Origin of the sequence: Mangrovibacter phragmitis (assembly GCF_040429585.1) — a bacterium.
In the GTDB taxonomy this organism is placed as follows: domain Bacteria; phylum Pseudomonadota; class Gammaproteobacteria; order Enterobacterales; family Enterobacteriaceae; genus Mangrovibacter; species Mangrovibacter phragmitis.
Genome location: NZ_CP134782.1, coordinates 3,947,844 through 3,974,603, shown reverse-complemented (window position 1 = coordinate 3,974,603; position 26,760 = coordinate 3,947,844). Strand labels below are relative to the sequence as shown.

At 50.2% G+C, this 26,760-nt stretch carries 24 protein-coding genes; 12 read left to right on the top strand and 12 right to left on the bottom strand.

Annotated features, from left to right (window positions below; genetic code table 11):
- Positions 1-20: 20 nt before the first annotated feature.
- The gene (gene gntX, locus MPHASIOC01_RS19375) at positions 21-704 is read right to left on the bottom strand and encodes a DNA utilization protein GntX (protein ID WP_074388800.1); all 684 of its coding nucleotides are present in this window, start codon (positions 702-704) and stop codon (positions 21-23) included.
- 38 nt (positions 705-742) lie between these two features.
- Here gntX and bioH point away from each other — a divergent pair, with 38 nt between their 5' ends.
- Positions 743-1,525: a pimeloyl-ACP methyl ester esterase BioH gene (gene bioH / locus MPHASIOC01_RS19370; RefSeq protein ID WP_064597934.1), complete on the top strand. Its 783-nt coding sequence runs from the start codon at positions 743-745 to the stop codon at positions 1,523-1,525.
- 51 nt (positions 1,526-1,576) lie between these two features.
- Here bioH and feoC read toward each other — a convergent pair whose 3' ends face one another.
- The 5 genes from feoC to greB all read right to left on the bottom strand — a co-directional run bounded on the left by feoC (position 1,577) and on the right by greB (position 7,934).
- Complete coding sequence (gene feoC / locus MPHASIOC01_RS19365) at positions 1,577-1,825, bottom strand: [Fe-S]-dependent transcriptional repressor FeoC (protein ID WP_064597936.1); 249 nt, start codon at positions 1,823-1,825, stop codon at positions 1,577-1,579.
- 24 nt (positions 1,826-1,849) lie between these two features.
- A complete protein-coding gene (feoB, locus tag MPHASIOC01_RS19360; protein ID WP_064597938.1) occupies positions 1,850-4,171 on the bottom strand; it encodes a Fe(2+) transporter permease subunit FeoB in 2,322 nt (773 codons plus the stop codon).
- A 49-nt stretch (positions 4,172-4,220) separates the two neighbouring features.
- Positions 4,221-4,445, bottom strand: a complete 225-nt coding sequence (gene feoA, locus MPHASIOC01_RS19355) for a ferrous iron transporter A (protein ID WP_036111213.1) — start codon at positions 4,443-4,445, stop codon at positions 4,221-4,223.
- A 537-nt stretch (positions 4,446-4,982) separates the two neighbouring features.
- Complete coding sequence (locus tag MPHASIOC01_RS19350) at positions 4,983-7,304, bottom strand: Tex family protein (protein ID WP_353613090.1); 2,322 nt, start codon at positions 7,302-7,304, stop codon at positions 4,983-4,985.
- 135 nt (positions 7,305-7,439) lie between these two features.
- Positions 7,440-7,934, bottom strand: coding sequence for a transcription elongation factor GreB (gene greB, locus MPHASIOC01_RS19345; protein ID WP_064597942.1), 495 nt, complete (start codon positions 7,932-7,934; stop codon positions 7,440-7,442).
- A 221-nt stretch (positions 7,935-8,155) separates the two neighbouring features.
- Between greB and ompR the strand changes: the two genes are divergently transcribed.
- Both ompR and envZ read left to right on the top strand, forming a co-directional pair.
- Positions 8,156-8,875 carry a two-component system response regulator OmpR gene (gene ompR, locus MPHASIOC01_RS19340; RefSeq protein WP_036111203.1) on the top strand — a complete coding sequence of 240 codons (720 nt, stop codon included), beginning with the start codon at positions 8,156-8,158 and terminating at the stop codon, positions 8,873-8,875.
- Positions 8,872-10,224 carry a two-component system sensor histidine kinase EnvZ gene (gene envZ / locus MPHASIOC01_RS19335; RefSeq protein WP_064597944.1) on the top strand — a complete coding sequence of 451 codons (1,353 nt, stop codon included), beginning with the start codon at positions 8,872-8,874 and terminating at the stop codon, positions 10,222-10,224. Before ompR ends, envZ begins: the two co-directional genes overlap by 4 nt.
- A 96-nt stretch (positions 10,225-10,320) precedes the next feature.
- Here envZ and pckA read toward each other — a convergent pair whose 3' ends face one another.
- The 5 genes from pckA to MPHASIOC01_RS19310 form a co-directional block, all read right to left on the bottom strand.
- A complete protein-coding gene (gene pckA, locus MPHASIOC01_RS19330) occupies positions 10,321-11,937 on the bottom strand; it encodes a phosphoenolpyruvate carboxykinase (ATP) (protein ID WP_064597945.1) in 1,617 nt (538 codons plus the stop codon).
- 329 nt (positions 11,938-12,266) lie between these two features.
- Positions 12,267-13,145, bottom strand: a complete 879-nt coding sequence (gene hslO, locus MPHASIOC01_RS19325) for an Hsp33 family molecular chaperone HslO (protein ID WP_064598075.1) — start codon at positions 13,143-13,145, stop codon at positions 12,267-12,269.
- Positions 13,146-13,170: 25 nt separating this feature from the next.
- Positions 13,171-13,572 carry a ribosome-associated heat shock protein Hsp15 gene (gene hslR, locus MPHASIOC01_RS19320; RefSeq protein ID WP_064597948.1) on the bottom strand — a complete coding sequence of 134 codons (402 nt, stop codon included), beginning with the start codon at positions 13,570-13,572 and terminating at the stop codon, positions 13,171-13,173.
- A gap of 11 nt (positions 13,573-13,583) precedes the next feature.
- Positions 13,584-14,252 (bottom strand): GMP/IMP nucleotidase, encoded by a 669-nt coding sequence (gene yrfG / locus MPHASIOC01_RS19315; protein WP_353613089.1) that lies wholly within the window; start codon positions 14,250-14,252, stop codon positions 13,584-13,586.
- Positions 14,253-14,310: 58 nt separating this feature from the next.
- A complete protein-coding gene (locus MPHASIOC01_RS19310; protein ID WP_353613088.1) occupies positions 14,311-16,446 on the bottom strand; it encodes an IgaA/UmoB family intracellular growth attenuator in 2,136 nt (711 codons plus the stop codon).
- A gap of 335 nt (positions 16,447-16,781) precedes the next feature.
- Between MPHASIOC01_RS19310 and nudE the strand changes: the two genes are divergently transcribed.
- Positions 16,782-17,342 carry an ADP compounds hydrolase NudE gene (nudE, locus tag MPHASIOC01_RS19305; protein WP_064598076.1) on the top strand — a complete coding sequence of 187 codons (561 nt, stop codon included), beginning with the start codon at positions 16,782-16,784 and terminating at the stop codon, positions 17,340-17,342.
- Between the two features lie 30 nt (positions 17,343-17,372).
- On the opposite strand, the gene mrcA is transcribed toward nudE, so the two are convergent.
- Positions 17,373-19,922, bottom strand: coding sequence for a peptidoglycan glycosyltransferase/peptidoglycan DD-transpeptidase MrcA (gene mrcA, locus MPHASIOC01_RS19300; protein ID WP_353613087.1), 2,550 nt, complete (start codon positions 19,920-19,922; stop codon positions 17,373-17,375).
- A gap of 117 nt (positions 19,923-20,039) precedes the next feature.
- Here mrcA and MPHASIOC01_RS19295 point away from each other — a divergent pair, with 117 nt between their 5' ends.
- From MPHASIOC01_RS19295 to damX, 8 genes are all read left to right on the top strand, one after another.
- Positions 20,040-20,861, top strand: a complete 822-nt coding sequence (locus MPHASIOC01_RS19295) for a hypothetical protein (RefSeq protein WP_064597956.1) — start codon at positions 20,040-20,042, stop codon at positions 20,859-20,861.
- A complete protein-coding gene (locus MPHASIOC01_RS19290; protein ID WP_064597958.1) occupies positions 20,858-21,403 on the top strand; it encodes a PilN domain-containing protein in 546 nt (181 codons plus the stop codon). The genes MPHASIOC01_RS19295 and MPHASIOC01_RS19290 overlap by 4 nt, the downstream gene beginning before the upstream one ends.
- Positions 21,387-21,917 (top strand): hypothetical protein, encoded by a 531-nt coding sequence (locus tag MPHASIOC01_RS19285; protein WP_353613086.1) that lies wholly within the window; start codon positions 21,387-21,389, stop codon positions 21,915-21,917. Before MPHASIOC01_RS19290 ends, MPHASIOC01_RS19285 begins: the two co-directional genes overlap by 17 nt.
- Positions 21,868-22,191 carry a HofP DNA utilization family protein gene (locus MPHASIOC01_RS19280; protein WP_082917869.1) on the top strand — a complete coding sequence of 108 codons (324 nt, stop codon included), beginning with the start codon at positions 21,868-21,870 and terminating at the stop codon, positions 22,189-22,191. The genes MPHASIOC01_RS19285 and MPHASIOC01_RS19280 overlap by 50 nt, the downstream gene beginning before the upstream one ends.
- On the top strand, positions 22,188-23,405 hold the full coding sequence (locus MPHASIOC01_RS19275) for a secretin N-terminal domain-containing protein (protein WP_353613085.1): 1,218 nt from the start codon (positions 22,188-22,190) through the stop codon (positions 23,403-23,405). Before MPHASIOC01_RS19280 ends, MPHASIOC01_RS19275 begins: the two co-directional genes overlap by 4 nt.
- A gap of 302 nt (positions 23,406-23,707) precedes the next feature.
- The gene (aroK, locus tag MPHASIOC01_RS19270; protein WP_036111171.1) at positions 23,708-24,229 is read left to right on the top strand and encodes a shikimate kinase AroK; all 522 of its coding nucleotides are present in this window, start codon (positions 23,708-23,710) and stop codon (positions 24,227-24,229) included.
- A gap of 59 nt (positions 24,230-24,288) precedes the next feature.
- Positions 24,289-25,377: a 3-dehydroquinate synthase gene (gene aroB, locus MPHASIOC01_RS19265; RefSeq protein WP_064597965.1), complete on the top strand. Its 1,089-nt coding sequence runs from the start codon at positions 24,289-24,291 to the stop codon at positions 25,375-25,377.
- 90 nt (positions 25,378-25,467) lie between these two features.
- Complete coding sequence (gene damX / locus MPHASIOC01_RS19260; protein ID WP_353613084.1) at positions 25,468-26,709, top strand: cell division protein DamX; 1,242 nt, start codon at positions 25,468-25,470, stop codon at positions 26,707-26,709.
- The last annotated feature ends 51 nt before the right edge of the window (positions 26,710-26,760 follow it).

Here is a 26,760-nt window from a genome sequence, read left to right as displayed (position 1 = left end):
ATACGCCCATCATCGAGGCTCTACAAGGTTCGACACAGGCACCAGATCTGAATGCTTGCAGCACCAGCTTTGTTAAGCTGGCGGGCAATTTCACCGGCAGTGCTGCCAGTAGTTACGACATCATCCACTATAGCGATGTGGCGTTGCTTTACCGGAATTTCAAGCGTAAACGCATTATTGAGATTGTGCCTGCGTAACCGCGCTGAAAGCCGGTGCTGAGTTACTGTCGGAATTCTTCTCTGCAATCCTGCCGGTTCCCAGACACATTTTAGCCAGTGTGCCAGCGGGCGGGCCAGCAGGTCACTTTGGTTAAACCCCCGTAACCAGTGCCGCCGTTGAAATAACGGCACACTGAGTATTGTGTCAGGTAATTGCCAGTTCGTTGTGTACTTCTGTGCCTGTAAACGCAGGAACAGTAAACGTGCCAGCCCCTCACTCAGCGCCGGCGTATTATGAAACTTCCAACGCTGGATGAGTTTATCAAGGGGAGGGCAGTAATCACTGACAAATATCATACTCTGCCAGGGGGGCGGTTTTTGCAGGCAGCGGCCACACAGGCAGTCTGCCTGCCCGGCGGGCAAACCACAGCACGGGCAACAAACAGGTGGCCGGGGCAGGCTGGCGGTACAACAGGAGCAAAAACCCCAATGAGGCAGAGTAAGTGGCATTTTGCATAGCCAACAATGTCCGGGGATTGATAGCATACAGCCTCCTTGCTGGATAAATCAGAGAACTATAACCGATGACGGATTTGTGGTGGCAAACATGTGGTGAAGGAAAAACACATCTTGTGCTGTTGCACGGATGGGGATTGAATGCGGCTGTCTGGCAAGGCATTACCGCCCAGCTTAGCCCGCATTTTACCCTGCACCTGGTAGACTTACCGGGGTTTGGGCGCAGCCAGGGCTATGGTGCGATGAAACTTGAGGACATGGCTGATGTGGTTTTACAACAGGCACCCGAACGCGCAGTATGGTTGGGCTGGAGCCTTGGCGGGCTGGTTGCCAGCCAGGTAACACTGGCTGCACCTTCCCGGGTGGACGCTCTGGTTACAGTGGCCTCTTCGCCTTGTTTTCAGGCGAATGAACATGAAGGGTGGCCTGGCATCAAAGGGTCAGTGTTGCAGGGGTTTCAGCAGCAACTGAGCGAAGAATTCCGGCGAACCGTTGAGCGTTTTCTGGCATTACAGACACTGGGTACAGAAAGTGCCCGGCAGGATGCACGGGTACTCAAAGACGTTGTGTTGTCGCAACCGTTCCCGACACCAGAGGTGCTCAATGGTGGGCTGGCTATTCTGGAACAAGTGGATTTGCGAGCAGCACTGGATAACCTGGATGTACCATTCTGGCGGCTCTATGGCTACCTTGATGGGCTGGTGCCGCGCAAAGCCGCACAGATTCTGGACAGCCGCTGGCAGCGCAGTGCTTCGGTTGTATTCCCAAAAGCCGCACATGCACCATTCATTTCTCACCCTGATTTGTTCTGTGAACAATTATTGGCTCTGACCAGCGGGTTACGCCTGTAACCTGAAAGGTGCCCGGTAAACCCACTGGCGCAGTTCACCGGGTTTGTTCTCTTACGCTGGCTGGCTAAGGCTCCACACTTCTCTCAGGCAGGCTGTTTTACCCTCCGGGCAGCTTTTGCACCCTCCGCCCAGGCAGTGGCTGGTGTCTTCTGTGCGACGCTGTGCTTTGCCCATCGCTTCCAGACGGGCCAGCATAGCGTTAACCAGTGGAAGCGGTGTGGCTAGTTGCTGGCTGAGCTGCGAGGCATCCATGGTACCTCGCAGCGCCAGTAGATCACGGATCTGAATCAGGCTTGCCATAGCTTGGTTGCCTCCTGTTATGTCTTAGTGGCAGTCACTGGTGCCTGCAGACTGGCAACAGGAAGCGACACTGCCTGGTTTGGCAACCAGGTGTACTTCCACCCGACTACGCGCACGGCGTAAAGCGCCCAACAGCACCACATTGAACAGCACCACCGCCAGAATACAGACCAGACTGTATTGAGGATGGCTGTGGAAAGAGACCACTTGGTAGTACACCGTAGCCAACGAGTAAGCAATGTTCAGACCCCACAGAATGGAAAACGTCATCCATCCTCGACCCGCTTCACGAGCGATGGCGCCCATCACCGAGATACAAGGGATGTAAAGCAATACAAAGATTAAGTAGCTGTATGCCGCAGACTCACTACCAAACTTACTGCTCATGACGCCCATGGCACCGGTCGCCATTTCGCCATCACCTTTACTGGCTTCAATGGGGTTAGCCAGTACGCTGAGACTGAATGTGTCTTTCAGGCTTCTCCAGGTATCCTGAAGCGCCCCCTGAAGTTCACTCAATAAGTTGAAGGATGCCGGATCAAACGCTTCATTATGAATATCCTCGGCGGTATACAACGTATTGAGTGTGCCAACAACCACTTCTTTCGCCATAGCACCGGTAAACAACCCTACAGTTGCTTGCCAGTTATCCTGGTGAACGCCTATGGGTTGCAACAGCGGAGTCAGAACGCGACTGACGGACGCCAGGGCTGAATCGTTAATGTTATCTGCCGCTTTCCCGGTGAGTGTGAAACTGTTCAGGGCGCCGATAAAAATACTCACCAGAACAATCACTTTTCCGGCACGGATCACGAACCCTTTCAGGCGTTGCCAGGTTTGAATTAACAGGCTTTTCAGGTGCGGGACGTGGTAAACCGGCAACTCCATGACAAATGGAGTGGCTTCACCACGCATAATAGTGTGCTTCAGCATCAGGCCGGTAAGTATTGCCATCACAATGCCCAGCAGGTAGAGCGAAAAAACAATCAATGCCCCTTGTTGCCCAAAGAATGCCGCGGAGAAAACAGCGAATATAGCAAGGCGTGCACCGCAGGACATAAATGGCGCCATCATGATGGTTGTCAGCCGCTCACGGGGTGCGTCAAGGGTACGTGAACCCATCACTGAAGGTACGTTACAACCAAAACCAACAATCAGCGGGACAAATGACTTACCAGGCAACCCCAGAGATTGCATCAGGCGGTCCATAACAAAGGCTGCCCGAGCCATGTAACCCGAATCTTCAAGGAAAGAGAGAAACAGGTACATCATGCCGATTTGCGGTACCAGTGGTAATACGGTGTTGATCCCACCGCCAATGCCCTGGGCAAGCAATAACGTCAGCCAGTCCGGGAAATGTAACGTTGCGCCAACCCACTGCAGACCGTGGATAAAGATGGCGACGGAACCGGCGTCAAAAATAGGTTGCAATGCACCACCAATGTTAATGGCCAGCAGAAACATCAGGTACATTACAAACAGAAAAATGGGTAAACCGAGGAAGCGGTTCAGGACGATTTTATCTACCTGCGCAGTGAGCTTGTTCGGCTCAACAGTAATGCTGTTACTGACTGATTCACAGATGGTGGCAATGGTCTGATAACGCGCGTCAGCAATATATAACGCCGGGTCATCAATTTTTTCACTCAGCCCGGCTTTTACTGCATTGAGTTGGTTGCTTGCATCTCCAGCGTAGGCAAGGCTATAGATATCCCCTTCCAGCATTTGTATGCCCAGCCAGCGGCGGTGGTCAGCCGGTAATGTATCGGGCATGGACTCAGCCAGTTGTTGCGCGCTGTCAATAATGGGTTGCGGGTAATGAACGAACTCTTGTTTACTGTTTTTTTGGTGAATGTCCAGAGCGCGTTTCAGGTTGTCGATACCCCGCCCACGAGTGGAAACCAGTGGCACGACCGGGCAGCCAAGCCGGGCAGAAAGCGCATCAATATCAATACGCAGGTGCTGTTTCTCTGCAATATCCAGCATGTTCAGGGCGACAACACAAGGAATACCGAGTTCAAGAAGCTGCAATGTTAAATAAAGATTGCGTTCAAGATTGCTGGCATCAACAACGTTAATCAGTAAATCTGCATCACCGCTCAGAATGTAGTGGCAGGCAATTTGTTCATCGAGGGAGGTTTGTGCAGAAATAGTGGTCAGGGAATACGTACCAGGCAGGTCAACAAGTGTGACCTGATGTTCTGGTGTCGCAAACAGCCCTTCTTTACGTTCAACCGTTACGCCCGCCCAATTCCCTACACGCTGGCGGGCACCTGTTAATTGGTTAAATAATGTTGTTTTCCCGGAATTGGGATTACCAATCAAACCAACAGTAATTGTTTTCATTTTATGACCCACTTTCTTGCATTGCCATGACCTAACAACTGAGAGTAACTCAGCGTATTTCCTCGACATTTAATAGCGCCAGGTCTTTTTTACGCACGACCAGGTTAACGCGACGGGTTTCAATATGAATAGGATCGCCCAGTGGTGCCACACGTACCACATTGAATGACGAACCTGGCAACATGCCTAAAGAGAGAAGCTTTTGGCGGTATGCCGGGCTGATTTCTCCGGAGAACCCAATGATTTTCCATGAGCTGGATGGTAAGAATTGCATAATGCCTGCCAGAACTTACAAGTGAACGTTTACCAAGAGAACAGCCTGAAATGAGATTCAGAGGAGCCTCGCCAGAAAAATAGAACAGAATAAAACAAGTAATACAATGATAATGAGAATGGTTTTCGTAATCAACTCGATTTAACGCAAATGAATCTTATTTCACACTTTATTCGTACTAAGGTTAATCTGTGTCATAAAGAGGGTATTTAGCATGAGTGGTGGGGTATTTCAAATAACTACAAATGGTTAATTTTGTTAAATTAAAGGTTAGATTTTAAATATTTTGGTGAAGTGTATTTTATTTATATAAAAAAATAATTATTTGCTAAATTCCAGCCCGCTAACAATTAACTTTTATATATGCGCTGGTGTGCGGAACCGGCGAATTTTACAGGACTATTTCAGTATCACTGGGGCAGCTTTGTTACAAGGTGAAACTGAGCAGGTGACAGGCGGAGAACGATTTTTTTTCTGATTTTTTGTGTTTTTTTTTGCCAGCCCGGGTAAACAGGCTGGCAATTTTCATATCACGGATTAACGCTTTTTACCAAATGCGGCAGCCAGTGCGTCGCTCATGGCACTGTTACCTGAGCTGGTTGTTTCACGCTGGTGCTGACGTGACTGTTGTTGAGGGCGCTGTTGCGTGTTGCCACCTTTTGCCCGACGAGGCTGGCTCTCCCCTGGTTGTTCGTCAAGACGCATAGACAACGCAATGCGCTTGCGGGCCAAATCCACTTCCATCACTTTGACTTTAACGATATCACCGGTCTTCACCACCTTGTGTGGGTCCTCAACGAATTTATCCGCTAGAGAAGAGATATGCACCAGTCCATCCTGATGCACGCCAATATCTACGAATGCGCCGAAGTTAGTGACGTTGGTGACAGCACCTTCCAGGATCATGCCCGGCTGGAGATCGTTGAGTGTTTCCACTCCATCAGCAAATTGAGCCGTTTTAAACTCAGGTCGCGGGTCGCGCCCGGGTTTTTCCAGCTCTTTGATAATGTCCGTAACAGTAGGAACACCAAAACGTTCATCAGTGAAGTCGACCGCTTTCAGGTTACGTAGTGCGCCATCATCACCCATCAAGTCCCGTAAGGCTTTATGGGTTGCGGCAAGAATCCGCTCAACAACAGGGTAGGCTTCAGGGTGAACAGTTGATGCATCCAGCGGGTTATCCCCGTGGTTGATACGCAAAAAGCCGGCACATTGTTCAAAAGCTTTCGGCCCCAGACGGCTAACTTTCAGCAGTTGCTGGCGGTTCTGGAACTGTCCATTCTGGTCGCGCCAGTCGACAATATTCTGCGCCATCATACGTGTCAGACCTGCCACACGGGTTAATAACGGCACCGATGCGGTGTTTAAATCCACACCCACGGCGTTTACGCAGTCTTCGACTACGGCATCGAGTTTTTTCGCCAGTTGATTTTGGCTGACATCGTGCTGGTACTGGCCTACTCCGATAGATTTCGGGTCTATTTTCACCAGCTCAGCGAGCGGATCCTGCAGGCGGCGGGCAATGGAGACCGCGCCACGCAAAGAAACATCAAGTGATGGAAATTCTTGTGCCGCCAGTTCCGAAGCGGAATAGACTGATGCCCCGGCTTCACTGACAATCACTTTCTGTGCTTTAAGGTGAGGATACTGTTTTAGCACATCCAGCCAGAAACGTTCTGTCTCGCGCGATGCTGTACCGTTACCGATAGCGACCAGTTCGACATGGTGTTTTTCACACAATGCTGCCAGCACAACCGCCGCTTTAGCTGCCTGCCCGGTATGCGGGTAAATGGTATCAGTAGCAACCAGTTTCCCGGTGGCGTCCACAACGGCAACTTTAACCCCGGTACGCAAACCCGGATCCAGCCCCATTGTGGCACGCATTCCCGCAGGTGCCGCCATCAGCAAATCATGCAGGTTACGGGCAAAGACATTGATTGCTTCATCTTCCGCGCGTTCGCGCAGGGTAGACATTAGCTCTGTTTCCAGGTGCATTAACACCTTGATACGCCAGGTCCAGGAAACAACCGCACGCCGCCAGTTATCTGCTGGCGCGTTGTTCAGGCGTAGCCCAAGGTGGTCAATAATCAGTTGTTCACAGTAACTTTCTTTGGGGGGCTCATCAAACTGGGGATCCGGGTTAACGGCTAACTGAAGCACACCTTCGTTACGGCCACGGAACATGGCCAGAGCACGGTGTGAAGGCACACCAGAAATGGCTTCATGGTGGGCAAAATAGTCACGGAATTTCGCGCCTTCTTCTTCCTTACCTGGTACCACGGTGGAAGCCAGATGGGCATTACGCCACAGGTAGTCACGCACTTTTGCCAGCAAGGCCGCATCTTCAGCGAAGCGTTCCATCAAAATATAGCGCGCGCCATCCAGCACTGCTTTGGTGTCGGGCAGGCCTTTGTCTGCGTCAATATACTGCTCTGCTTCCTGTTCTGGTGTGCGGGAGGCATCCTGCCAGAGCAGATCCGCAAGCGGCTCTAACCCTGCTTCAATGGCGATTTGCCCACGAGTGCGGCGTTTAGGTTTGTACGGGAGATATAAGTCTTCAAGCTCCGTTTTGCTCAGTGTTGAATTAATGGCTCCAGCCAGTTCATCACTCAGCTTCCCTTGCTCGCTAATCGACTTCAGAATGGCCTGGCGGCGCTCTTCCAGTTCACGCAGATAACCCAGACGGACTTCAAGTTGACGCAATTGGGTGTCATCCAGCCCACCTGTGATCTCTTTACGATAACGTGCGATAAATGGCACGGTGTTCCCTTCATCAAGCAAACGGATAGCCGCTTCAACCTGCTCATTCCGTGCCTTGAGTTCACTGGCAATAATGCCGTTAAGCGAATTGTTCATCATGGCTTTTGTTGTCTGTCTGTCGCGATAAAAAGTGAAGCACAGTTATACGGAGTCCGGAAATAAAATGCCAGTTATGGCGACCTTTCAGCCTGCTTTTTCAGTTTGTTCTTTAAATCTTGTGAACAGTGCAGAGGCTCAGGCTTCTTTGGACCAGTCCGGTCTTGTATAGCTGATACTGTTTACATACCAGGTTGCGATACCAGATGGTGTGATAACGGTGGCAACATCACCTTCTTCTTTTTTGAGCAACGCCCGGGCCACAGGAGCATCAATAGAGATGTAGTCATTGCGGCCAAAAATTTCGTCGTAGCCGACAATGCGAAACCGCCTGATATCTCCGTCGTCGTTTTCAATTTCCACCCAGGCGCCAAAAAACACTTTGCCATCCTGCTGTGGTGAGTGGTCAACAATGCGTAAACTCTCAAGGCATTTAGTGAGATAGCGAACACGCCGGTCAATTTCACGCAGGCGTTTCTTGTTGTACTGATAGTCGGCGTTTTCGCTACGGTCGCCAAGGCTTGCCGCCCAGGTAACTTTTTTGGTGACTTCAGGACGTTCTTCACGCCATAAATAATCCAGCTCTTTTTTTAGTTTTTCGTAACCCTCTCGGGTAATCAAGGGCGTTTTCATGCAATGTACCTGTTAGTTCTGTCAAATGGTGAAGCAGGCCTGTTTTACAATAACTTGCCTGTCGCTTTATGCACCAGTTTGTGATGTATTGTACAGATAAGTCGCTGTTAAATATGCTTTGTAACAATTTTGACTAGAATATATACCAGTTTTATCTGGTCGTTGGCGCACACTTTTCTAGAATAGCCATCGTACAATTCGAGCCTTTGGGAGTTAACAGTATGCAAGAGAATTATAAAATTCTGGTTGTTGATGACGATATGCGGTTGCGTGCACTGCTTGAGCGTTATCTCACCGAACAAGGCTTCCAGGTTCGTAGCGTTGCTAACGCTGAACAAATGGATCGCCTGCTGACACGTGAGTCTTTCCACTTAATGGTTCTGGATTTAATGCTGCCGGGAGAAGATGGTTTGTCCATTTGCCGCCGTCTGCGTAGCCAGAGTAACCCGATGCCCATCATTATGGTAACGGCGAAAGGTGAAGAAGTGGATCGTATTGTTGGGCTGGAAATTGGTGCTGATGACTATATTCCCAAACCCTTTAACCCGCGTGAATTGTTGGCTCGTATTCGTGCAGTGTTGCGCCGCCAGGCAAATGAGTTACCCGGCGCACCGTCCCAGGAAGAAGCTGTTATTGCTTTTGGCAAATTTAAACTGAACCTGGGAACCCGTGAAATGTTCCGTGATGACGAACCGATGCCTTTAACCAGTGGTGAATTCGCTGTGTTGAAAGCCCTGGTCAGCCACCCGCGTGAACCATTATCCCGCGATAAACTGATGAACCTCGCGCGTGGCCGTGAATACAGTGCGATGGAACGTTCTATTGATGTTCAGATCTCCCGCCTGCGTCGCATGGTGGAAGAGGACCCGGCACATCCCCGTTATATTCAGACGGTATGGGGCCTGGGTTATGTGTTTGTGCCGGATGGCGCTAAAGCATGAGGCGACTGCGCTTCTCGCCAAGAAGTTCATTTGCCCGCACCTTGTTACTGATTGTCACCTTGCTGTTTGCCAGCCTGGTGACAACCTACCTTGTCGTGCTGAACTTTGCGATTTTGCCGAGCCTCCAGCAGTTTAATAAAGTACTGGCTTACGAAGTTCGTATGCTGATGACAGATAAACTGCAACTGGAGGACGGTACTCAACTGGTTGTACCGCCTGCGTTTCGTCGCGAGATTTATCGTGAACTCGGGATATCGCTTTATTCCGATGAAGCAGCGGAAGAGGCTGGCCTGCGTTGGGCGCAGCATTACGAATTTTTGAGCCAGCAAATGGCGCAACAACTCGGTGGACCAACGGAAGTTCGTGTTGAGGTCAATAAAAGCTCGCCGGTTGTTTGGCTGAAAACCTGGCTGTCTCCCAATATTTGGGTACGGGTACCGCTGACTGAAATTCATCAGGGCGATTTCTCACCGTTGTTCCGCTATACCCTGGCGATTATGTTGCTGGCCATTGGTGGGGCGTGGTTGTTTATTCGTATTCAAAACCGCCCCCTGGTCGACCTTGAGCATGCTGCGTTGCAGGTGGGTAAAGGGATTATCCCTCCGCCGTTACGAGAATATGGTGCTTCAGAGGTACGCTCGGTGACCCGGGCGTTCAACCATATGGCGTCGGGGGTGAAGCAACTGGCGGACGACCGCACCTTGCTGATGGCCGGAGTCAGTCATGATCTGCGCACGCCTCTCACTCGTATCCGTCTGGCGACCGAGATGATGAGTGAGCAGGATGGTTATCTTGCGGAGTCAATCAATAAAGATATCGAAGAGTGCAATGCCATTATTGAGCAGTTTATTGACTACCTGCGAACGGGCCAGGAAATGCCACTGGAAACGGCAGATCTTAACGGTGTGCTCGGGGAAGTGATTGCTGCGGAAAGTGGTTATGAGCGCGAGATTAATACCTGTCTGCAGCCGGGTGAGATTACTGTCAATATTCATCCGCTTTCTATCAAGCGCGCTGTGGCCAATATGGTGGTTAATGCGGCGCGTTACGGTAATGGGTGGATAAAAGTCAGTAGTGGCACAGAGCCGGGTAAGGCCTGGTTTCAGGTGGAAGATGACGGGCCGGGCATCCCGCCTGAACAACTGAAACATTTACTGCAGCCTTTCGTGCGTGGAGACAGCGCGCGCAGTACCAGTGGTACCGGTCTGGGCCTTGCGATTGTGCAACGTATTATAGATAACCATAATGGTCTGCTGGACATTGGCAGCAGTGAGCGCGGTGGGTTGCGCATTCGGGCCTGGCTGCCCATTATGCCTGGGTTACTGGCTGAGAAGGCGAAAGAGAGTTAACCGGACGCTGGTAACTCCACCAGACAGGTGATACAAAGCAAAGCCCGTGTATTCTGGAATACACGGGCTTTCTGCTACTCAGACTCAGGGAGTTGGTTACCGGGTTTGTGGCCCGGCACTGACCAGCGCGGCACCCGCGGGAGTATCGGTATATTTCTCGAAGTTATCCACAAACAGTGTGGCGAGATGCTGCGCTTTCTCTTCCCATTGTGCGGCAGTGGCCCATGTATTGCGTGGGTCAAGTATCCTGGCGTTCACTCCCGTTAATGCAACTGGTACGGCGAGGTTAAAGACCGGTAGCGTGGTGGTTTCAGCGTTATCCAGTTCTCCACTAATAATGGCATCGATGATTGCGCGCGTATCTTTAATGGAAATACGTTTACCAGAACCGTTCCAGCCCGTATTCACCAGATAGGCCTGGGCACCGGCAGCCTGCATCCGTTTCACCAGCACTTCTGCATACTGCGTGGGGTGCAGCGTGAGGAAGGCGGCGCCAAAGCAGGCAGAGAATGTAGGCGTTGGTTCGTCCACACCACATTCTGTACCAGCCAGTTTTGCGGTGAAACCTGAAAGGAAGTGGTATTGCGTTTGTTCGGCTGTCAGGCGTGAAACAGGTGGCAGCACTCCAAATGCGTCTGCGGTGAGGAAAATCACCTTAGTGGCATGGCCTGCTTTGGATACTGGTTTAACAATATTATCAATGTGATAAATAGGGTAAGACACGCGGGTATTTTCAGTTTTGCTGCTGTCGTCGAAATCAATGGTGCCATCGGTAGCGACGGTGACATTTTCCAGCAAAGCATCACGGCGAATAGCCCGGTAAATATCTGGCTCTGCTGCTTCTGATAAACGGATGGTTTTCGCGTAACAACCCCCTTCGAAGTTGAATACGCCGTCGTCATCCCAGCCGTGCTCGTCATCGCCAATCAGGCGGCGTTTCGGATCAGTGGAGAGAGTGGTTTTACCGGTTCCGGATAAACCGAAGAAGACCGCTACATCGCCTTTTTCACCAACATTGGCGGAACAGTGCATGGAGGCAATGTTTTTCAGTGGCAGCAGGTAGTTCATAATGGCGAACATCCCTTTCTTCATTTCGCCGCCATACCAGGTGCCACCAATTAACTGCATGCGTTCTGTCAGGTTAAAGGCAACAAAGTTTTCTGAATTCAGGCCTTGTGCCTGCCAGTTTGGATTGGTGCATTTTGCCCCATTCATTACGATGAAGTCAGGTTCAAAATCAACGAGTTCTTCATCATTGGGCCGAATGAACATGTTCTTGACGAAATGTGCCTGCCAGGCCACTTCGGTAATGAAGCGTACACACAAGCGGCTGTCCGGGTTAGCACCGCAAAAAGCATCAACCACAAACAGACGTTTTCCCGAAAGCTCTTCAGTGACGAGGTTTTTCAGGTCTTGCCATATTTCAGGGGTGAGCGGGTGATTGTCATTCTTTCCGCTGCCGTTATCAGCCCACCATAATGTATCGCGGGTTGTATCATCACGAACGATATATTTATCTTTTGGTGAGCGACCAGTGAAAACACCGGTATCAACAGCGACGGCACCCAGATTTGTCAGTACGCCACGTTCAAACCCTTCCAGGGTTGGGTCAAGCTCTTCACGATACAATCTATCGTAATCAGGGTTATACACCACTTCCAGTACGTCATGAATACCATAAGCCTTCAGTTCTTGCGGGGTTAAAACGCGCATGTCACTTCTCCTTAGCCAGGAACTATTACTATAAATTGTAGGGTTATTAGCCGAATGTTGACCGCGACCCGCTTCATAGATTTACGTATCAAAAGATTTGTTCGCAAATCAACAGAAGCAGGGCAGGTCTCGCTGCGGGGAACATTATCGCAGGATTTTTTTATTAATGAATATAAGTGTTTTGCAAATGTTATTGAAAAGTAGAAAAAAAAGCCTTTTTGAGATTGTAAACGCATACATAATGTTGCGACGGTGTAGTTCTCGACAAAACAGTGTGGTGGCTGACGGAAGGGAAAAGAAGCCCTGGTGATGACCAGGGCCTGTAGTACTTAATGAATGTGCGGATCCGCTGGATCGGCATTGGTCCGTATTTCTGCGATATCCATAGCATTAAACAGGTAGTGGCTACCGCAATAATCACAATGCATATCTATCTCACCATCTTCTTCAAGGATGGTGTTGATTTCTTCTTGTGGCAGAGTTTTCAGGGCTGCAGCACAGCGCTCACGTGAACAACTGCAAGAGAAACTGACATCCTGAGGTTCATACAGAGTGACTTCTTCTTCGTGGTACAGGCGCCATAGCACTTCCTGGGCAGGCAGTGTCAGTAGTTCTTCGGCTTTGATGGTTTCTGTCAACGTGGCAAGGTGAGTAAAATCATCAGCCTGGGTATCCTGAGCAGGTAAGACTTGCAGGAACATACCTCCTGCTGCAGGTTTACCTTCTGACTCACCAAGGCGAATAAACAGGCGGGTTGGCAATTGTTCTGAACGCACAAAGTAATCTTCCAGACACTCTGCGATGGTTTCACCTTCCAGACCAACCACACCCTGGTAGCGCTCACCTTCTTTCGGACTGATGGTGATAACCAGATAGCCATTACCCACCATTTCTTTCAGTGTGGCACTGGCTGGGAACTCTTCGCTAAAACGCGCAACACCACGCAGTTGCTGCTGGTTATTACCGTTGATAACAGCCAGGGACAACGGACCATCACCCTGCAACTGAACGGTAATATCACCTTCAAATTTCAATGTGGCAGTGAGCAGTGATGTGGCCACGAGCATTTCACCCAACAGGTTTTTCACCGGTTGCGGGTAATCGTGGTTGGCCAGCACTTGCTGCCAGGTGTCAGATACCGTTACCAGTTCGCCGCGAACAGCGAAATTTTCAAACAGATAACGGTGCAATTGGTCGTGTTGAACCATACTTTCTCTCTCTTGCGGGCGGTGATTATTCATTGCCGCCGTATTTAAATTTCATCAAATCACGCCGCTCTTTTTTGTCAGGGCGACGTTCAGGATGCGGCATTGTCAGTGAATTCATTTTACGAGCCAGTGCGATATTCTCGCGCTTCTCAATACTGTCCGGTGTTTCTTCATACAGCGTAGCAGCTTGTATTGCGGGACCACGTTTGTCGGTGATGCCTTTAATAATAACCGTACGCTGGTCATTACCCTGACGAATCACCAGACAGGCATCCAGTTCGACGATTTTGCTCGGTTTACTTCGCTGGCTGTTGTAGTGCACCTTCCCGCCTTCAACCATTTCTCTCGCAATGGCCCGGGTTTTATAAAAACGGGCAGCCCACAGCCATTTATCCAGCCGCACACCTTCTGCGATTTTCTCTTTCATCTCACCTCCTTTCAGGATAGTGCCTGGAGCAGCCCCCGGTAGTCACCTGTTGCCGGATGGCGGTGCCAGATTTTATCGGGTTGCCCGGAGTCCGGGTTAGTGACCCCGAGACAATAGCGAATGCCGAATTGTTTTGCGGCATCAAGAATAGGTTCGCTGTCGTCAATGAACAATGTGCGAGCCGGATCAAACCCGGTTTGCTCCTGAACAGCCAGCCACAGACGCCTGTCTTCTTTGGGATAACCAAATGTATGGGTGGAAAGTAATAAATCAAGCCAGTTGCCTAAACCAGTATGTTCCAGTTTGACAGAAAGGTTATACGGGTGCGCATTAGTCAGCAGGACTCGCCGCTTCCCGGCCTGTTTCAGAGCAGATAAAAATGGCGCGGTATCAGCCCGCAAGGCTGCCCGTGGCCCCATCTCCCGGGTCATACCGCGAATATCCAGGCCGAGTTCATTACCCCAGTAATCGAGACAATACCAGTTTAGCGTATGTTGTACGGCATGGTATTTCTGGCGAATCAGGGTATGTGCGTCCTCGAGGGGAATGCCCCGCTGTTCGCTGAGCGTTTCTGGCACCAGATGTAGCCAAAAATAGTTGTCAAATGCGAGGTCGAGTAAGGTGCCGTCCATATCCAGCAGAACGGTGTCGATATGTTGCCAGTCAATGTCGACGTGCATGAGAGCTCCCGGGTGTTCACAATGTGCCACAGGTTATCACAACCTGCGGCATGAATACTCAGAACAAATGGGGAACGTCCGGCCCAGGGATCAGTTTCGGATTGAGGCAGTTTTCGTACCATGCCTGAATTTGTGCCAGGCGACGGCGGTGCCGGTAGTAACGGATAGCTGCCATGCTGCCATTATACAGGGTGCTAAGCACCATCGCGGCCAGCAGCAATGACGTGAAGATATAACGCCACAAACTGGCGCTGTCTGGAACGCTGTGCAGCATGATGTGTACCGTTCCATTCGCGTCGGTGGACAACCCGGTTATAATGCCTTCCGCATGGAATGGCGTATGGGTCAGGGTTTCGGCAAGGTGCCGGAAAACAGCCCATTGCTCTTGCGGCGGATAATCATAGAGTGAAACAGGCGGATAAGGCTGGTCAACCAGTTCAGCGCCCTCGTCACTGATAATCAAAAAACCCCCTGGTGACGGGCTGTTCAGTGACATAGCAGCACGGGATGTTTCGCGCATGAAGAAAGGAGCTGTCGATGTTGCCACCAGATTAGACAGTGACTCCGCGCTGACCGGGCGGAGCAGAACATTAATTCCATCCAGTTTTCCGCTATCTGCGCGCTTAACCAGTGTTTCCCAGTCCTTGGTATTCCCCAGATTCACCAGGGCATTTTTGAGGCGAATACAATCATCGTTCGAGGTACATAACGCCTGGGTTTTTTGCACGATATCTGCAAAGTCATCCACCAACACCATGCCTGATTTTTGAATAGCGGAAGCCAGTTGCGGGTTCACCTTTGTATCATCGCCATCCTGTGGATGTAGCTGGCGATTGACTGTTTGCACCAGGGCACTGGCTTTAGTGACGATATCGGATTCCGGCGCTGGCAACGGGGTAGCGTTGTTCCAGAAAATCTGTGAACAATCAAAGGGCCGGAAAGGGGTGTTATGCTGAGCTGACCAGTTGTCCGTAGCCGAAATACTGCACATCCCGGACCCGGAGAGTTGCACGGTATCACCAACACGCAAATTGGCACTTTCCAGTTGAGACAATGTTGTCGCTTCAATACTTTGCGCGCCTTTAAGCCAGGAGATAGTGAGCTTTATCGGCATATCAAGAGGCACCCAGACAACCAACATCACCAGTACGACAAGGGCGCTGGCACTAATTATCAGGCTGCGCAGCCAGTGCTGCAAAGGAAAGTTTTTTACTTCATCATGTAAAGACAGAAAACGTCCCTGGCGAACAACATGGCGATCCAGATAAATATCAATGTCTGTTTTATGTCCCAGGTCCTGGTTAATAAAAGGCTGCCAGTGAGAGGGGTAAACCAGGTCAATGACACCAAGAGATATATTATTTTGTTCCTGGTCTGATTCGCCAAACAGCCCCCAGCGTTTTGGGGTACCGCGCAAACAGTGGATTTCCCGTAAGTTGCTTTTTGCCGGTGGGATGCAGATACCATATAACCCACCCAGTAACAGAAGCGTGGCACATCCGGCAAGCCATGGGATAAACATTGATGGAATAAGCAGGCACAGATAGTACAGTAAAAAAGCAGCACTGATCAGCAGGGCATCTCGCAGGTTATCCTGATGCGACAATGTGTATTCTTCACGCGTCTCTTCGCGAATATTTAACAATTCAATTTGTTCACTTTCTTCGCCACGAATCGATGCAGTGCTGCCAGAGAATTGATGTACCGCTCCGCGGGTTTCCTGGTGATAGTTTTTCAGTGTATGGCCATTGAGGCCAATCACCAGTGGGAGTGAGTCGGTAATCACTAAGTCAACGTTGTTATCATCACTGATGTACTGCTCCCAAAAAGGCGGTAAATGGACTTCAACAGAATCCAGATAATAGCGCCACTTGTTAGGATCATCGGCAGTAAGCCCATAGCGGGTAATTGAACGTACGACTGAATAAACGATGCGGCTTTTAGGGCTTAGCGACAGGGTAACTGGGCCTGCACTGGCACCACTGGGGCCAGGCAGTTGCTGATTACGTGCAAGTGAAGAAAGATAGTGCTCAATAGCCGAGCGTTCTTCTTCGCTAAGCTGGCGTGTCGTCGCGCCAGCTAATGCCTGCAACCAGGGGTAGCGCGAGTGCTGACGCTGCTTGTACCCGTACACCAACCCGGCAATAGCCAGGCAGCCCAGTACTGCAGTGAAAAAAATCAACAAGGTGCTCATGCTATCCCCATCAAACCTTCATTTTTTGAATCAAGTACAGCAAACGGCGACCCTTCACTGATGATTTTAGTTAAGTGAATGATAATCGGCATTATTGATTTCTTTCTTTAGCTTTTTGGGTAGACATGCCGAAGGTAACTAAATGTTAGCAAAGCTATATAAAGAGAAGTATCAGCAAATTCCTGGAAAGAATGCAATGCCTTGACATCAGTCAAATTGTCATGATTCGTGCTTGTTTCGTTGCACAATTGTGAAAAACAGGCAATTGGCAATTGCTCAAACATTGCCGTGTGTCGCAAAATAGCATCAGGATCCCATAAATGAAGCGCAGATTCATGAATAAGCCACTAAAAAAACCACAAATACTGAATGTTGAAACCGTTGCCCGCTCCCGTTTGTTTAATGTTGAGTCGGTTGATTTGGCATTCAGTAACGGGGTTCATCGTGTCTATGAACGTATGCGTCCGTCTGAACGGGAAGCTGTGATGATAGTCCCTCTCCTGGGCGATAAACTTGTTCTGATACGTGAATATGCTGTTGGCACAGAGTCTTACGAGCTGGGGTTTCCAAAGGGATTAATTGATCCCGGCGAGTTGCCTTTTGATGCGGCGAACCGGGAGTTGCAGGAAGAAGTGGGGTTTGGTGCGCAAAAACTGAGCTTTCTAAAAAAAGTGACAATGGCACCTTCTTATTTTTCCAGCAAAATGAATATTATTTTGGCTGAAGACTTATATGAATCATCGTTGGAAGGTGATGAGCCGGAACCCCTGATACAGGAACACTGGCCGCTGGCGACCATGATGGATTTGCTGAAAGAGCCTGACTTTAGCGAGGCACGTAATATCAGTGCGCTGTTTTTAGTGCGTGAATGGCTGAATCAGCAGGGTCGGCTGTAATAGCCCCTTCCACAGGAAGGGGCTGGCTTATCAGAAGAGTTCGTGAGTTTCACCGTTATCAATGACAGTTGTCCCCACTTCATGTACAGCCTGATGAGTGGGTTGTGTGCCATCAATAAAATACTCATCCCGGCTATTGCCGCCGCTGGCAAGTTGACCTGTGGCACGGTCAATACGCACGGTAACAATACCGGGTGGCGGCGTGAGTGGTTGCTCCGGAACACCGTCTAATGCCGCTTTCATGTAATCATCCCAGGCTGGTTGAGCACTTTTAGCACCACCCTCGTAACCAGAGATCTGATCCTTAATCACACCTGATAACGTAGTACGCCCAAGATCCCGACGATGATCGTCAAAGCCTATCCACACCGACGTGACGACACCCGGGCCATAACCAGAGAACCACGCATCTTTTGAACTATTGGTTGTTCCGGTTTTGCCGCCGATATCATTACGCTTCAGGTCCCGTGCCGCGCGCCAGCCGGTACCCATCCAGCCTGGTTCACCGAAGATATTCGAGTTCAGTGCGCTCTTGATAAGGAAGGAGAGTGGTGTGCTGATAACATGAGGTGCATAAGCCTGAGACTGCATGGCAGGCACTTGCCCATTCACTTTTTCAAGTTCAGGCATGGGCACTGTGGCATTTTGCTGCTGAGCAGAAGTAGCGACATCTTCCATGTTCTGATTTTCCAGAACATTCGACTTCGGTGTTTCGCCATAAATAACCGGCAGATTGCAATCGGCGCAGGCAACCTGTGGTTTGGCCTCAAAAATCGTGTTGCCCTGTTCATCGTCGATCTTACTAATGAAGTAAGGATCAACCAGGAAGCCGCCATTTGCCAACACAGCATAGCCACGAACCACCTGCAAAGGTGTGAAGGAAGCGGAACCCAGCGCCAGTGATTCTGTGCGCACAATATTCTGTGACGGGAAGCCAAAGCGTTGCAGGTAATCGGCAGCGTAGTCCACACCCATCGCCCGCATAGCGCGAACCATGACCACGTTTTTCGACTGCCCCAGGCCCTGACGCAGGCGAATCGGACCATCATAAGTTGGTGGGGAGTTTTTCGGACTCCAGTCGGAACCTGCACCAGCGTCCCAACGCGAAATAGGTACATCGTTCAAAATACTGGCTAATGTCAGGCCCTTATCCATAGCGGCGGTGTACAGGAATGGCTTAATGTTAGAACCGACCTGACGCAGAGCTTGTGTGGCGCGGTTGAACTTACTTTGGTAGAAATCAAACCCACCCACCAGCGCCATTACCGCACCATCGTGTGGGTTAAGCGAAACCAGAGCCGAGTTCACTGCTGGTATCTGAGCCAGCCACCAGTTGTTGTCTTGCTGGCGAACCCAGATTTGCTGTCCCGCCTGAAGAACATCGGTTACTTTGCGCGGAGTGGCACCCTGCTGAGTATCTGAACGCCATGGCCGTGCCCAGCGAACACCATCCAGCGTTAAGCGCACCGAACTCCCGTCAGCGAGCATCGCTACTGCTTCTGTTGGGGTGGCACTGTTCACGATAGCCGGATGTAACGGGCCATAATTAGGCAGGGTGCGTAACAGGGTAATCTCTTTTTGGGTATTCCATGGCATTTCACCAATACGCCACAACACCGTTTCCGGGCCTCGATAGCCATGGCGCATATCGTAATTAATTACATTGGTACGCAGAGCATCCTGAGCGGCTTGCTGTAAACGACGGCTCACCGTGGTATAGACTTTGTAGCCATCGGTATAAGCGTTATCGCCATAGCGGCTAACCATTTCCTGGCGAACCATCTCAGCCAAATAAGGTGCTGAAAAGACTATTTGCGGGCCATGGTAATTCGCTTCTATCGGCTGAGTGACCGCATCATTATATTGCGCCTGTGTAATATAGCCCTCGCTGAGCATGCGGCTCAAAACCACATTGCGGCGGGCCGTTGCCCGGTCGACAGAGTAAATCGGGTTGAATGTGGAAGGTGCTTTCGGCAACCCCGCAATTACCGCCATTTCACTTAATGTTAGCTGGCTGACATCTTTACCAAAGTAGACCTGAGCGGCTGCTCCCACTCCGTAAGCACGGTACCCGAGATAAATTTTGTTGAGATAAAGTTCAAGAATTTCATCTTTACTCAGCAATTGCTCAATACGTATCGCCAAAAACGCTTCTTTAATTTTACGGTCGAGCGTTTTTTCGGGACTCAGGAAGAAGTTACGCGCGAGTTGTTGTGTAATTGTACTGGCACCCTGGGTAGCATGCCCGGAAAACAGAGCCACGCTGGCCGCACGGAAAATCCCTACAGGATCAATGCCGTGGTGTTCATAAAAGCGGCTGTCTTCAGTCGCAATAAACGCTTTCACTAACTCCGGCGGAATTTGGTCCAGGTGCAACGGTATCCGCCGCTTTTCACCAAATTGCGCAATCAATTCACCATCGGCGCTGTAGACCTGCATAGGCGTCTGGAGTTTGACATCTTTGAGCGTCGCAACATCGGGTAACTGCGGCTCTATGTATTTGTATAAGCCATAAATCGAGCCAGCACCCAATAAAATGCAAGCAATAACAAAGAACAATAAATACTTTACGAACTTCACTGAGCTTTTCTCATCTGGTTTCTGTTGGGCAGTTTATAAACAACCGGGCAGTAGTATAAAGGCATCAAGAGCGCTTTGATATGCCATTTTTACTTTTAGGTCAGGGAGGAAGATGAGATGTGTCCAGCAGCACAGTGGCAGGTGGGGGTTGATATTCAGCGTGACAGGCTCCGGGCGGTGGCTGTTCAACACCGGCGTTATGGGTGGCAATTACGCGGCTGGTGGGAATGGCCGGTGTCTCATCATTCACCAGACGATACGCAACAGCCTTCACACGCTGATGTCGTTTCAGCTCTGGCGGCGTTAAGGCTCTCACTGCCTTACGGGTATCGTATTCGGGTGGGGATCCCTACCGGGCGTACGCTTCAACAACAAATGTCATTACCTGCTATGGCTATGACCGAGACTGATACCTGTCGTTATATCGGTCAAATGGCTGCACAACAACTGGATATACCTGTCAGTCAATTGTGTTGGGACTATGTTGCCCGTACTGCTACTGATTCTGGCAGCAAGAGTGTCAGTGTTGCTACTGCTCCGGCGGATGTAGTGGCACGTTTGCAAGAGTATTTTACCCAAAGCAAGTGCCACCTGCGTGCAATTACCCCTGATGCGCTGGCACTGGCTCCTTATCAGGCTCTTCTGGGAGGTAGTTCCTGGGTTATATATCGCAGCCAACATGACTGGTTATGGTATGGCCCCCAACAATGGGGGGCAACACGGGTTTCCGATGTGCCGGAAGTGCCTGCTTTATTGGAACGGTTGGGATGTAAAAGTGAACATATTCATTTTTGTGGGCCACAGGAGGTGCTAACGGAACAACCACAAGAGAGGCTGGATCCATATCGCTTGCTACATTTGGTTGCACCTCCTTTACCTGAAAACATCGACCCATTTGTCATTGCATTGGGGTTGGCGCTTGGGGGTTATCCGGCATGAATGAATCGCTGAATTTTTTGCCGTGGCGGGACCAACGGCGTAAATCTTTGTTCTGGTTGTGGGGGCGGCGCTCATTCATTGCACTGTGTTGCGTTGGTATAACCCTGGTACTTGTTGTTCTGCCTTTGCATACCTGCTTACGTGTCAATATGAATGTGGCTTCCACATTCCCTGCTTTATATAACCACCAGCAACTTGCGGTAGTCGGGCTGGAAACAAAGCTTACCCGGTTAGCTCAGATACGCCAGGCCAATGACACTATGAAAAAGCGCCAACAACGATTACACCGTTGGCGGCAGAGCCTGGTCTACCTCAGTCAGCAGTTACCGGAAGATACCTGGATTACCCGTCTGGTTGTACAACATAACACCTTGTCAGTTGAAGGGGTTGGGTTATCGGCTGAGGGTACACTGGCCTGCGAAACGGTACTGGCGGCCTTGCCAGGGGTTGACCAACTAAAAGTTAACCATATCACCCGGCGTAACGGCGAGATTCACTTTGGATTTACCCTGCAAGGTGAGAAGGATGATGTTGATAGTTGAACACTGGCTGGCACTTTCCGGCCCCAGAAAGGCCGTGCTTTTGCTTGCGCTGATGGCAGTCTGTACAGGTATTGGCTGGTTGGTTTGGGTGATGCCAGTAAAACAACAGGTTGCTGATTCCGTTATGCAATTAAATATGCAGCGTACTCAATGGCAACAACAACAGGCCCACTGGTTACAATTACGCCAGCAAGTAGCAGAACTGGAACAACAGTATTTATGTATCAGCCAGCCAGTCACGGTATTTTCTGCCCAGCGTTTTACCCGAGATGTGGGAGGGAAATTATTACGCTGGGGGATGCCGGGAGGTGAGCGTAAAGGTGAACTGAGTTTGTCCTTGCCCTGGGAGGGTGTTTTGCAGTTATTTCCGGCATTGGCTGGTGAACCTGTCGAATTGCCAGGGTTCCAGTTGCAGGCGGACGAGGGTGAGCAGGTTAGCGTGAGGCTGGATCTGGAGATTATGGATGCGTCAGATAATGTTGTTGATGTTATGGGTACCTGCGCTGGTCTGTAGTGAATTGCGAAATCCATTTATTCCACTGGCAACAACCTGTTCATCAGGTGTACCGGATGAATGGCGTTTTATGGGGGTAGTACGTCAGGGAGCGATGCTACAAGGCATTATTCGTACCGGCAGTGGGCAGTGGTTGCGTGTGATAGAGGGCGATGAGCTTGGTGATAGTTGGCGTGTTGGCCCAGTTTCTGAACACCAAATGATAGTACGCCGGGTAGCAGCATGTTCGGCGCAGGAGCATATTTTACTACCCTCAGGGAGGAACGAAACATGAAAGTATGGCTGGTGAGCCTGGTATTTTTGTGGTCAACATGGTGTGGCGCCAAACCAGTTTCCCTGGTGGTTGACCATGTGCCGGTGGCACAGGTGTTACAGGCACTTGCTGAGGGCCGGAAGCTTAATGTTGTGATTGCGCAAGGGGGCGATCGGCTGGTGTCATTACGGTTGGTGGATGTTCCCTGGGAGCAGGCGCTTTCCGTGGTGCTTGAAATTGCGGAACTGGAAGGGAAGGTGCAGGGCAATATTTTGCGCATCAGTACGCGTGAATGGGCCAGTCAACAGCGCCAGGCTCAGCGGGAAGAAAAAGCGCAACAACAGGCTCGCCTGCCGCAAAAACAGGCTGTTATTGTTGTACAGCATGCTGATGTCGAACGGGTAGCGGCTGCCATTCGTGAACTGGGTGATAATGGTCTGTCAGGCTCCGGGTCTATGGTGGTTGATAAGCGTACCAGCAGGCTGATGTTAAATGATACGCAACCAGCACTGGCGCGCATACAGGCATTGGTTGAGTTACTGGATTTACCATTAGGCCAGGTTGAGCTGGCGGCCCATATTGTGACGATTAATCAGCAAAGTTTGCAGGAACTGGGCGTGAAGTGGCAAGGTAACTCACGGCAGGTTTCAGGCTCTGCAGAGTTAGGTGTTACGGGCAGCAGCACTACCAGCCTTGGGTTCAATATTGGTCGGGTCGACAGTAATTTATTGGCGCTGGAACTGTCAGCCCTCGAACAACGCCAGCAACTGGATATTATTGCCCGCCCACGCCTGATTACCGCACATCAGCAACCAGCCAGTATTAAGCAAGGGAGTGAAATTCCCTACCAGACCTCAGGTACGGATTCTTCGGCTGCTACTATTGAATTTAAAGAAGCTGTTTTGGGGCTTGAGGTAACGCCTGTGGTTCTGCCGGATAAACGAGTCCGCCTGAATTTACGTATCACTCAGAATGCCCCTGGGCAGGTTTTACAGCGTGCTGAGGGCGACGTTATGGCTATAGATAAACAGGAAATAGAAACCCGAATTGATGTACGCCATGGCGATACCATCGTTCTTGGTGGTATTTTTCAGCATAAACAACGTGATGGTGTGGCTCAGGTTCCTTTTCTTGGATCCATTCCATTGATTGGCGGTTTATTCCGTCATCAAATAAAAGAAGATGAGCGTCGGGAGCTGGTTGTTTTTATCACCACCCATCTGGCAGAAATCTGACAAATAAAAGATGTATACAAATAAGTTTAGTTAAACCCGTCATGGTGTTTGACCTGAGGCTGGAATTATCATACAAGATGTACCGGTTTTAGGTGGGGCAGGGCCGCTTCAGGCTCAGTGCTTGTTCTGGGGATATCCGCGAAGTAGTAATTTATTCGGTTGCCAAACCACCTTGAGTGTTGAGATAATTTTTAGTCTGACTCTCGCACTATCGCATAAGAGGTTTCAGTTCATTTCCTGCCATGCCCGGACGTTGCATGGTGGGTTTATCATTAACGAATTGTCTTAGTAGTACCGAAAAAATGGCAGAGAAACGCAATATCTTTCTGGTTGGGCCTATGGGTGCCGGCAAAAGCACTATTGGGCGGCAATTGGCTCAACAGCTCAATATGGAATTTTTCGATTCCGATCAAGAAATTGAGAAACGTACTGGAGCCGATGTCGGTTGGGTTTTTGACGTTGAAGGCGAACAGGGTTTTCGCGAGCGCGAAGAAAAAATTATCAATGAGCTGACCGAAAAGCAGGGTATCGTCCTGGCTACCGGCGGCGGGTCTGTGAAGTCTCGTGAAACGCGTAATCGTCTCTCTGCGCGCGGTGTTGTGGTGTATTTGGAAACCACCATTGAAAAACAACTGGCGCGTACGCAACGTGACAAAAAACGTCCGTTACTCCAGGTAGACATGCCCCCTCGGGAAGTTCTCGAAGCGTTAGCGGATGAGCGTAATCCTCTGTATGAAGAGATTGCCGATGTTGTCATTCGCACTGACGATCAAAGCGCGAAGGTTGTTGCTAATCAAATAATTAACATGCTGGAAAGTAACTAATTTCAGTTGATGTAAACGTAACCCGGCTGGGGTAATACACAACAAAAGGTAACAGCGTCATGGAAAGGTTAATGGTGACATTAGGGGAGCGCAGCTACCCAATTACCATCGCATCAGGGTTATTTAATGAATCCGCTTCTTTCTGGCCCCTGAAATCAGGTGAGCAAGTGATGCTTGTTACAAATGAAACCCTGGCACCACTTTATCTTGACCGGGTTCGGCACATGCTTGAACAGGCAGGGGTTAACGTTGATGTCGTTATCCTGCCAGACGGTGAACAGTATAAGAGCCTGTCAGTACTTGACTCAGTTTTTACCGCATTGCTTGAAAAACCCCATAGTCGGGATACCACCTTAGTAGCGCTGGGAGGCGGTGTTATTGGTGATTTGACCGGTTTTGCTGCAGCAAGCTATCAACGCGGTGTCCGTTTTATTCAGGTTCCCACAACGTTGCTTTCCCAGGTTGATTCGTCTGTTGGCGGTAAAACAGCAGTAAACCATCCCCTCGGAAAAAATATGATTGGCGCTTTTTATCAACCGGCGTCAGTTGTCATTGATATCGATTGTCTGAAAACATTACCTCCCCGAGAATTAGCATCTGGTCTTGCTGAAGTGATTAAATACGGGATTATTCTTGATGCCGATTTCTTCAACTGGCTGGAGAATAACCTGGATGCTTTGGTGGCACTGGATCCTGTGGTTATGTCTTACTGTATTCGCCGTTGCTGTGAACTGAAAGCAGAAGTTGTGGCCGCTGATGAGCGCGAAAGCGGTCAACGTGCTTTACTTAACCTTGGTCATACTTTCGGACACGCCATTGAGGCCGAAATGGGGTACGGAAACTGGTTGCATGGTGAGGCGGTTTCTGCGGGAATGGTAATGGCTGCTCGTACTGCTCAACGCCTGGGGCAGTTTAGTGAAGCAGATACGGTACGTATCATTACACTCCTTAAGCGAGCAGGGCTGCCGGTAACCGGCCCGAAAAGCATGGAACCAGCTGCATATATGCCGCATATGATGCGGGATAAGAAAGTTCTGGCGGGAGAACTACGCCTGGTTCTTCCGTTGGCTATTGGTAAAAGTGAAGTACGGGCAGGCGTTGCGCACGACCTTGTTCTCAGTGCTATCACAGATTGCCTGCAGGCGTGATTACAAAGACATGAGATTAGCCACCCAAAGTGGCCTTTAACTTCGGGCGAGTGAGGTATTAACACTCTTCGCCTTTGAATGGGGTGTTAAATGGATGAATTAAAACCGGAAGACGGTCTGAAACCAGATCCCAGCGACCGTCATCCTGGCCGCTCACGCCAGTCTGCAGACTACGACAATGAGCCCAGTATCAACATGGATGATGTGGATGTTGATGCAGACGAGCGCCGTCCATCGCGTTCACGACGTGACAGCGATGCCCAGGAGTATGATGAGGCTGATGAAAGTGGGGAACAACCCACGCGTCGTCCACCTAAGCGTAAAAAAATAAAGTCTGCTCCTTCTAAAGGCCCAGTTTCACGCCAGCATATTATGATGGGGGTGGGGATACTGGTTTTGCTGGTGCTGATTTTGGGGATTGGTTCTGCACTGCAATCACCTAAGTCACCCGGCGATTCATCCTCCACGGTCTCCTCTGGCGGTGAAAAAAGTATCGATCTTTCTGGTTCTGCTTCACAGGGAAGTAGTACTCCTGCACCCGTAGTGGACAATAATGGTCAGGTTGCTCAGGGCAACAGTGCACCACAAGAAATTTCTGTCCCGCCTGTGTCAGAAACACCTTCGCAGGCTATTGGTCCTGCTCAGTCTGCTAATAATGCTGAACAACGCGTAGATGTGCCGGGTGACCTCAATACCGCGCTGACTCAGCAACAAGGGCAAATCAATAACGTTGTTGCGGGTTCAACCCTGCCGACAGAACCTGCTACGGTCGCTCCTGTGAATGGTAAATCCTCACCTGTGGCTGCACCAGAGCGCACTGTGCGTCACAATGAGCCGGCAAAGACACGCCGCGAAGTGGTCATTGAACCTTCTCATTCAGCCAGGGAGAAAACAGCCAGGGCCGCAGAACCCGCGCCGGTGAAAACACGCGAACCCACGCCGGTTGTGAAGAAACCTGAGCCTGTTCGTGCAGCGCCTGCTACCCAGGAACATGTGGCGGTGGCAAAAACTACGCCCGCGCCTGCTGCAGCTTCGGGCGGTACTATTGGCAATATTAATGCCCTGAAATCAGCCCCGGGTAGTCATTACACTTTGCAATTAAGCAGTTCTTCCAACGAGGCCAACTTGTCAAACTGGGCTAAGAAAGAGCAGCTTAAAGATTATGTGGTGTACAAAACAACGCGTAATGGCCAACCTTGGTATGTTCTGGTAAGCGGCATTTATGCAAATCGCGATGATGCCAAACGCGCAGTGTCATCGCTCCCGGCAGATGTACAAGCGAAAAACCCCTGGACCAAGCCCATTCATCAGGTTCAGGCTGATCTTAAATAGTGTATAAAGCGCAGGATGCTGTCGGAGCTTCTCCACAGCGGGAGAAGGTAA

Bases quoted from the DNA above. Each gene is read 5' to 3' on its own strand.
- aroK (WP_036111171.1), top strand. From the start codon at position 23,708: ATGGCAGAGAAACGCAATATCTTTCTGGTTGGGCCTATGGGTGCCGGC.
- nudE (WP_064598076.1), top strand. From the start codon at position 16,782: ATGAATAAGCCACTAAAAAAACCACAAATACTGAATGTTGAAACCGTT.
- MPHASIOC01_RS19310 (WP_353613088.1), bottom strand. From the start codon at position 16,446: ATGAGCACCTTGTTGATTTTTTTCACTGCAGTACTGGGCTGCCTGGCT.
- bioH (WP_064597934.1), top strand. From the start codon at position 743: ATGACGGATTTGTGGTGGCAAACATGTGGTGAAGGAAAAACACATCTT.
- aroB (WP_064597965.1), top strand. From the start codon at position 24,289: ATGGAAAGGTTAATGGTGACATTAGGGGAGCGCAGCTACCCAATTACC.
- ompR (WP_036111203.1), top strand. From the start codon at position 8,156: ATGCAAGAGAATTATAAAATTCTGGTTGTTGATGACGATATGCGGTTG.
- greB (WP_064597942.1), bottom strand. From the start codon at position 7,934: ATGAAAACGCCCTTGATTACCCGAGAGGGTTACGAAAAACTAAAAAAA.
- hslO (WP_064598075.1), bottom strand. From the start codon at position 13,145: ATGGTTCAACACGACCAATTGCACCGTTATCTGTTTGAAAATTTCGCT.
- hslR (WP_064597948.1), bottom strand. From the start codon at position 13,572: ATGAAAGAGAAAATCGCAGAAGGTGTGCGGCTGGATAAATGGCTGTGG.
- MPHASIOC01_RS19285 (WP_353613086.1), top strand. From the start codon at position 21,387: ATGATGTTGATAGTTGAACACTGGCTGGCACTTTCCGGCCCCAGAAAG.
- MPHASIOC01_RS19295 (WP_064597956.1), top strand. From the start codon at position 20,040: ATGTGTCCAGCAGCACAGTGGCAGGTGGGGGTTGATATTCAGCGTGAC.
- feoA (WP_036111213.1), bottom strand. From the start codon at position 4,445: ATGCAATTCTTACCATCCAGCTCATGGAAAATCATTGGGTTCTCCGGA.
- MPHASIOC01_RS19350 (WP_353613090.1), bottom strand. From the start codon at position 7,304: ATGATGAACAATTCGCTTAACGGCATTATTGCCAGTGAACTCAAGGCA.
- damX (WP_353613084.1), top strand. From the start codon at position 25,468: ATGGATGAATTAAAACCGGAAGACGGTCTGAAACCAGATCCCAGCGAC.
- gntX (WP_074388800.1), bottom strand. From the start codon at position 704: ATGCTATCAATCCCCGGACATTGTTGGCTATGCAAAATGCCACTTACT.
- feoC (WP_064597936.1), bottom strand. From the start codon at position 1,825: ATGGCAAGCCTGATTCAGATCCGTGATCTACTGGCGCTGCGAGGTACC.
- MPHASIOC01_RS19275 (WP_353613085.1), top strand. From the start codon at position 22,188: ATGAAAGTATGGCTGGTGAGCCTGGTATTTTTGTGGTCAACATGGTGT.
- yrfG (WP_353613089.1), bottom strand. From the start codon at position 14,252: ATGCACGTCGACATTGACTGGCAACATATCGACACCGTTCTGCTGGAT.
- envZ (WP_064597944.1), top strand. From the start codon at position 8,872: ATGAGGCGACTGCGCTTCTCGCCAAGAAGTTCATTTGCCCGCACCTTG.
- MPHASIOC01_RS19290 (WP_064597958.1), top strand. From the start codon at position 20,858: ATGAATGAATCGCTGAATTTTTTGCCGTGGCGGGACCAACGGCGTAAA.
- feoB (WP_064597938.1), bottom strand. From the start codon at position 4,171: ATGAAAACAATTACTGTTGGTTTGATTGGTAATCCCAATTCCGGGAAA.
- MPHASIOC01_RS19280 (WP_082917869.1), top strand. From the start codon at position 21,868: ATGCGTCAGATAATGTTGTTGATGTTATGGGTACCTGCGCTGGTCTGT.
- pckA (WP_064597945.1), bottom strand. From the start codon at position 11,937: ATGCGCGTTTTAACCCCGCAAGAACTGAAGGCTTATGGTATTCATGAC.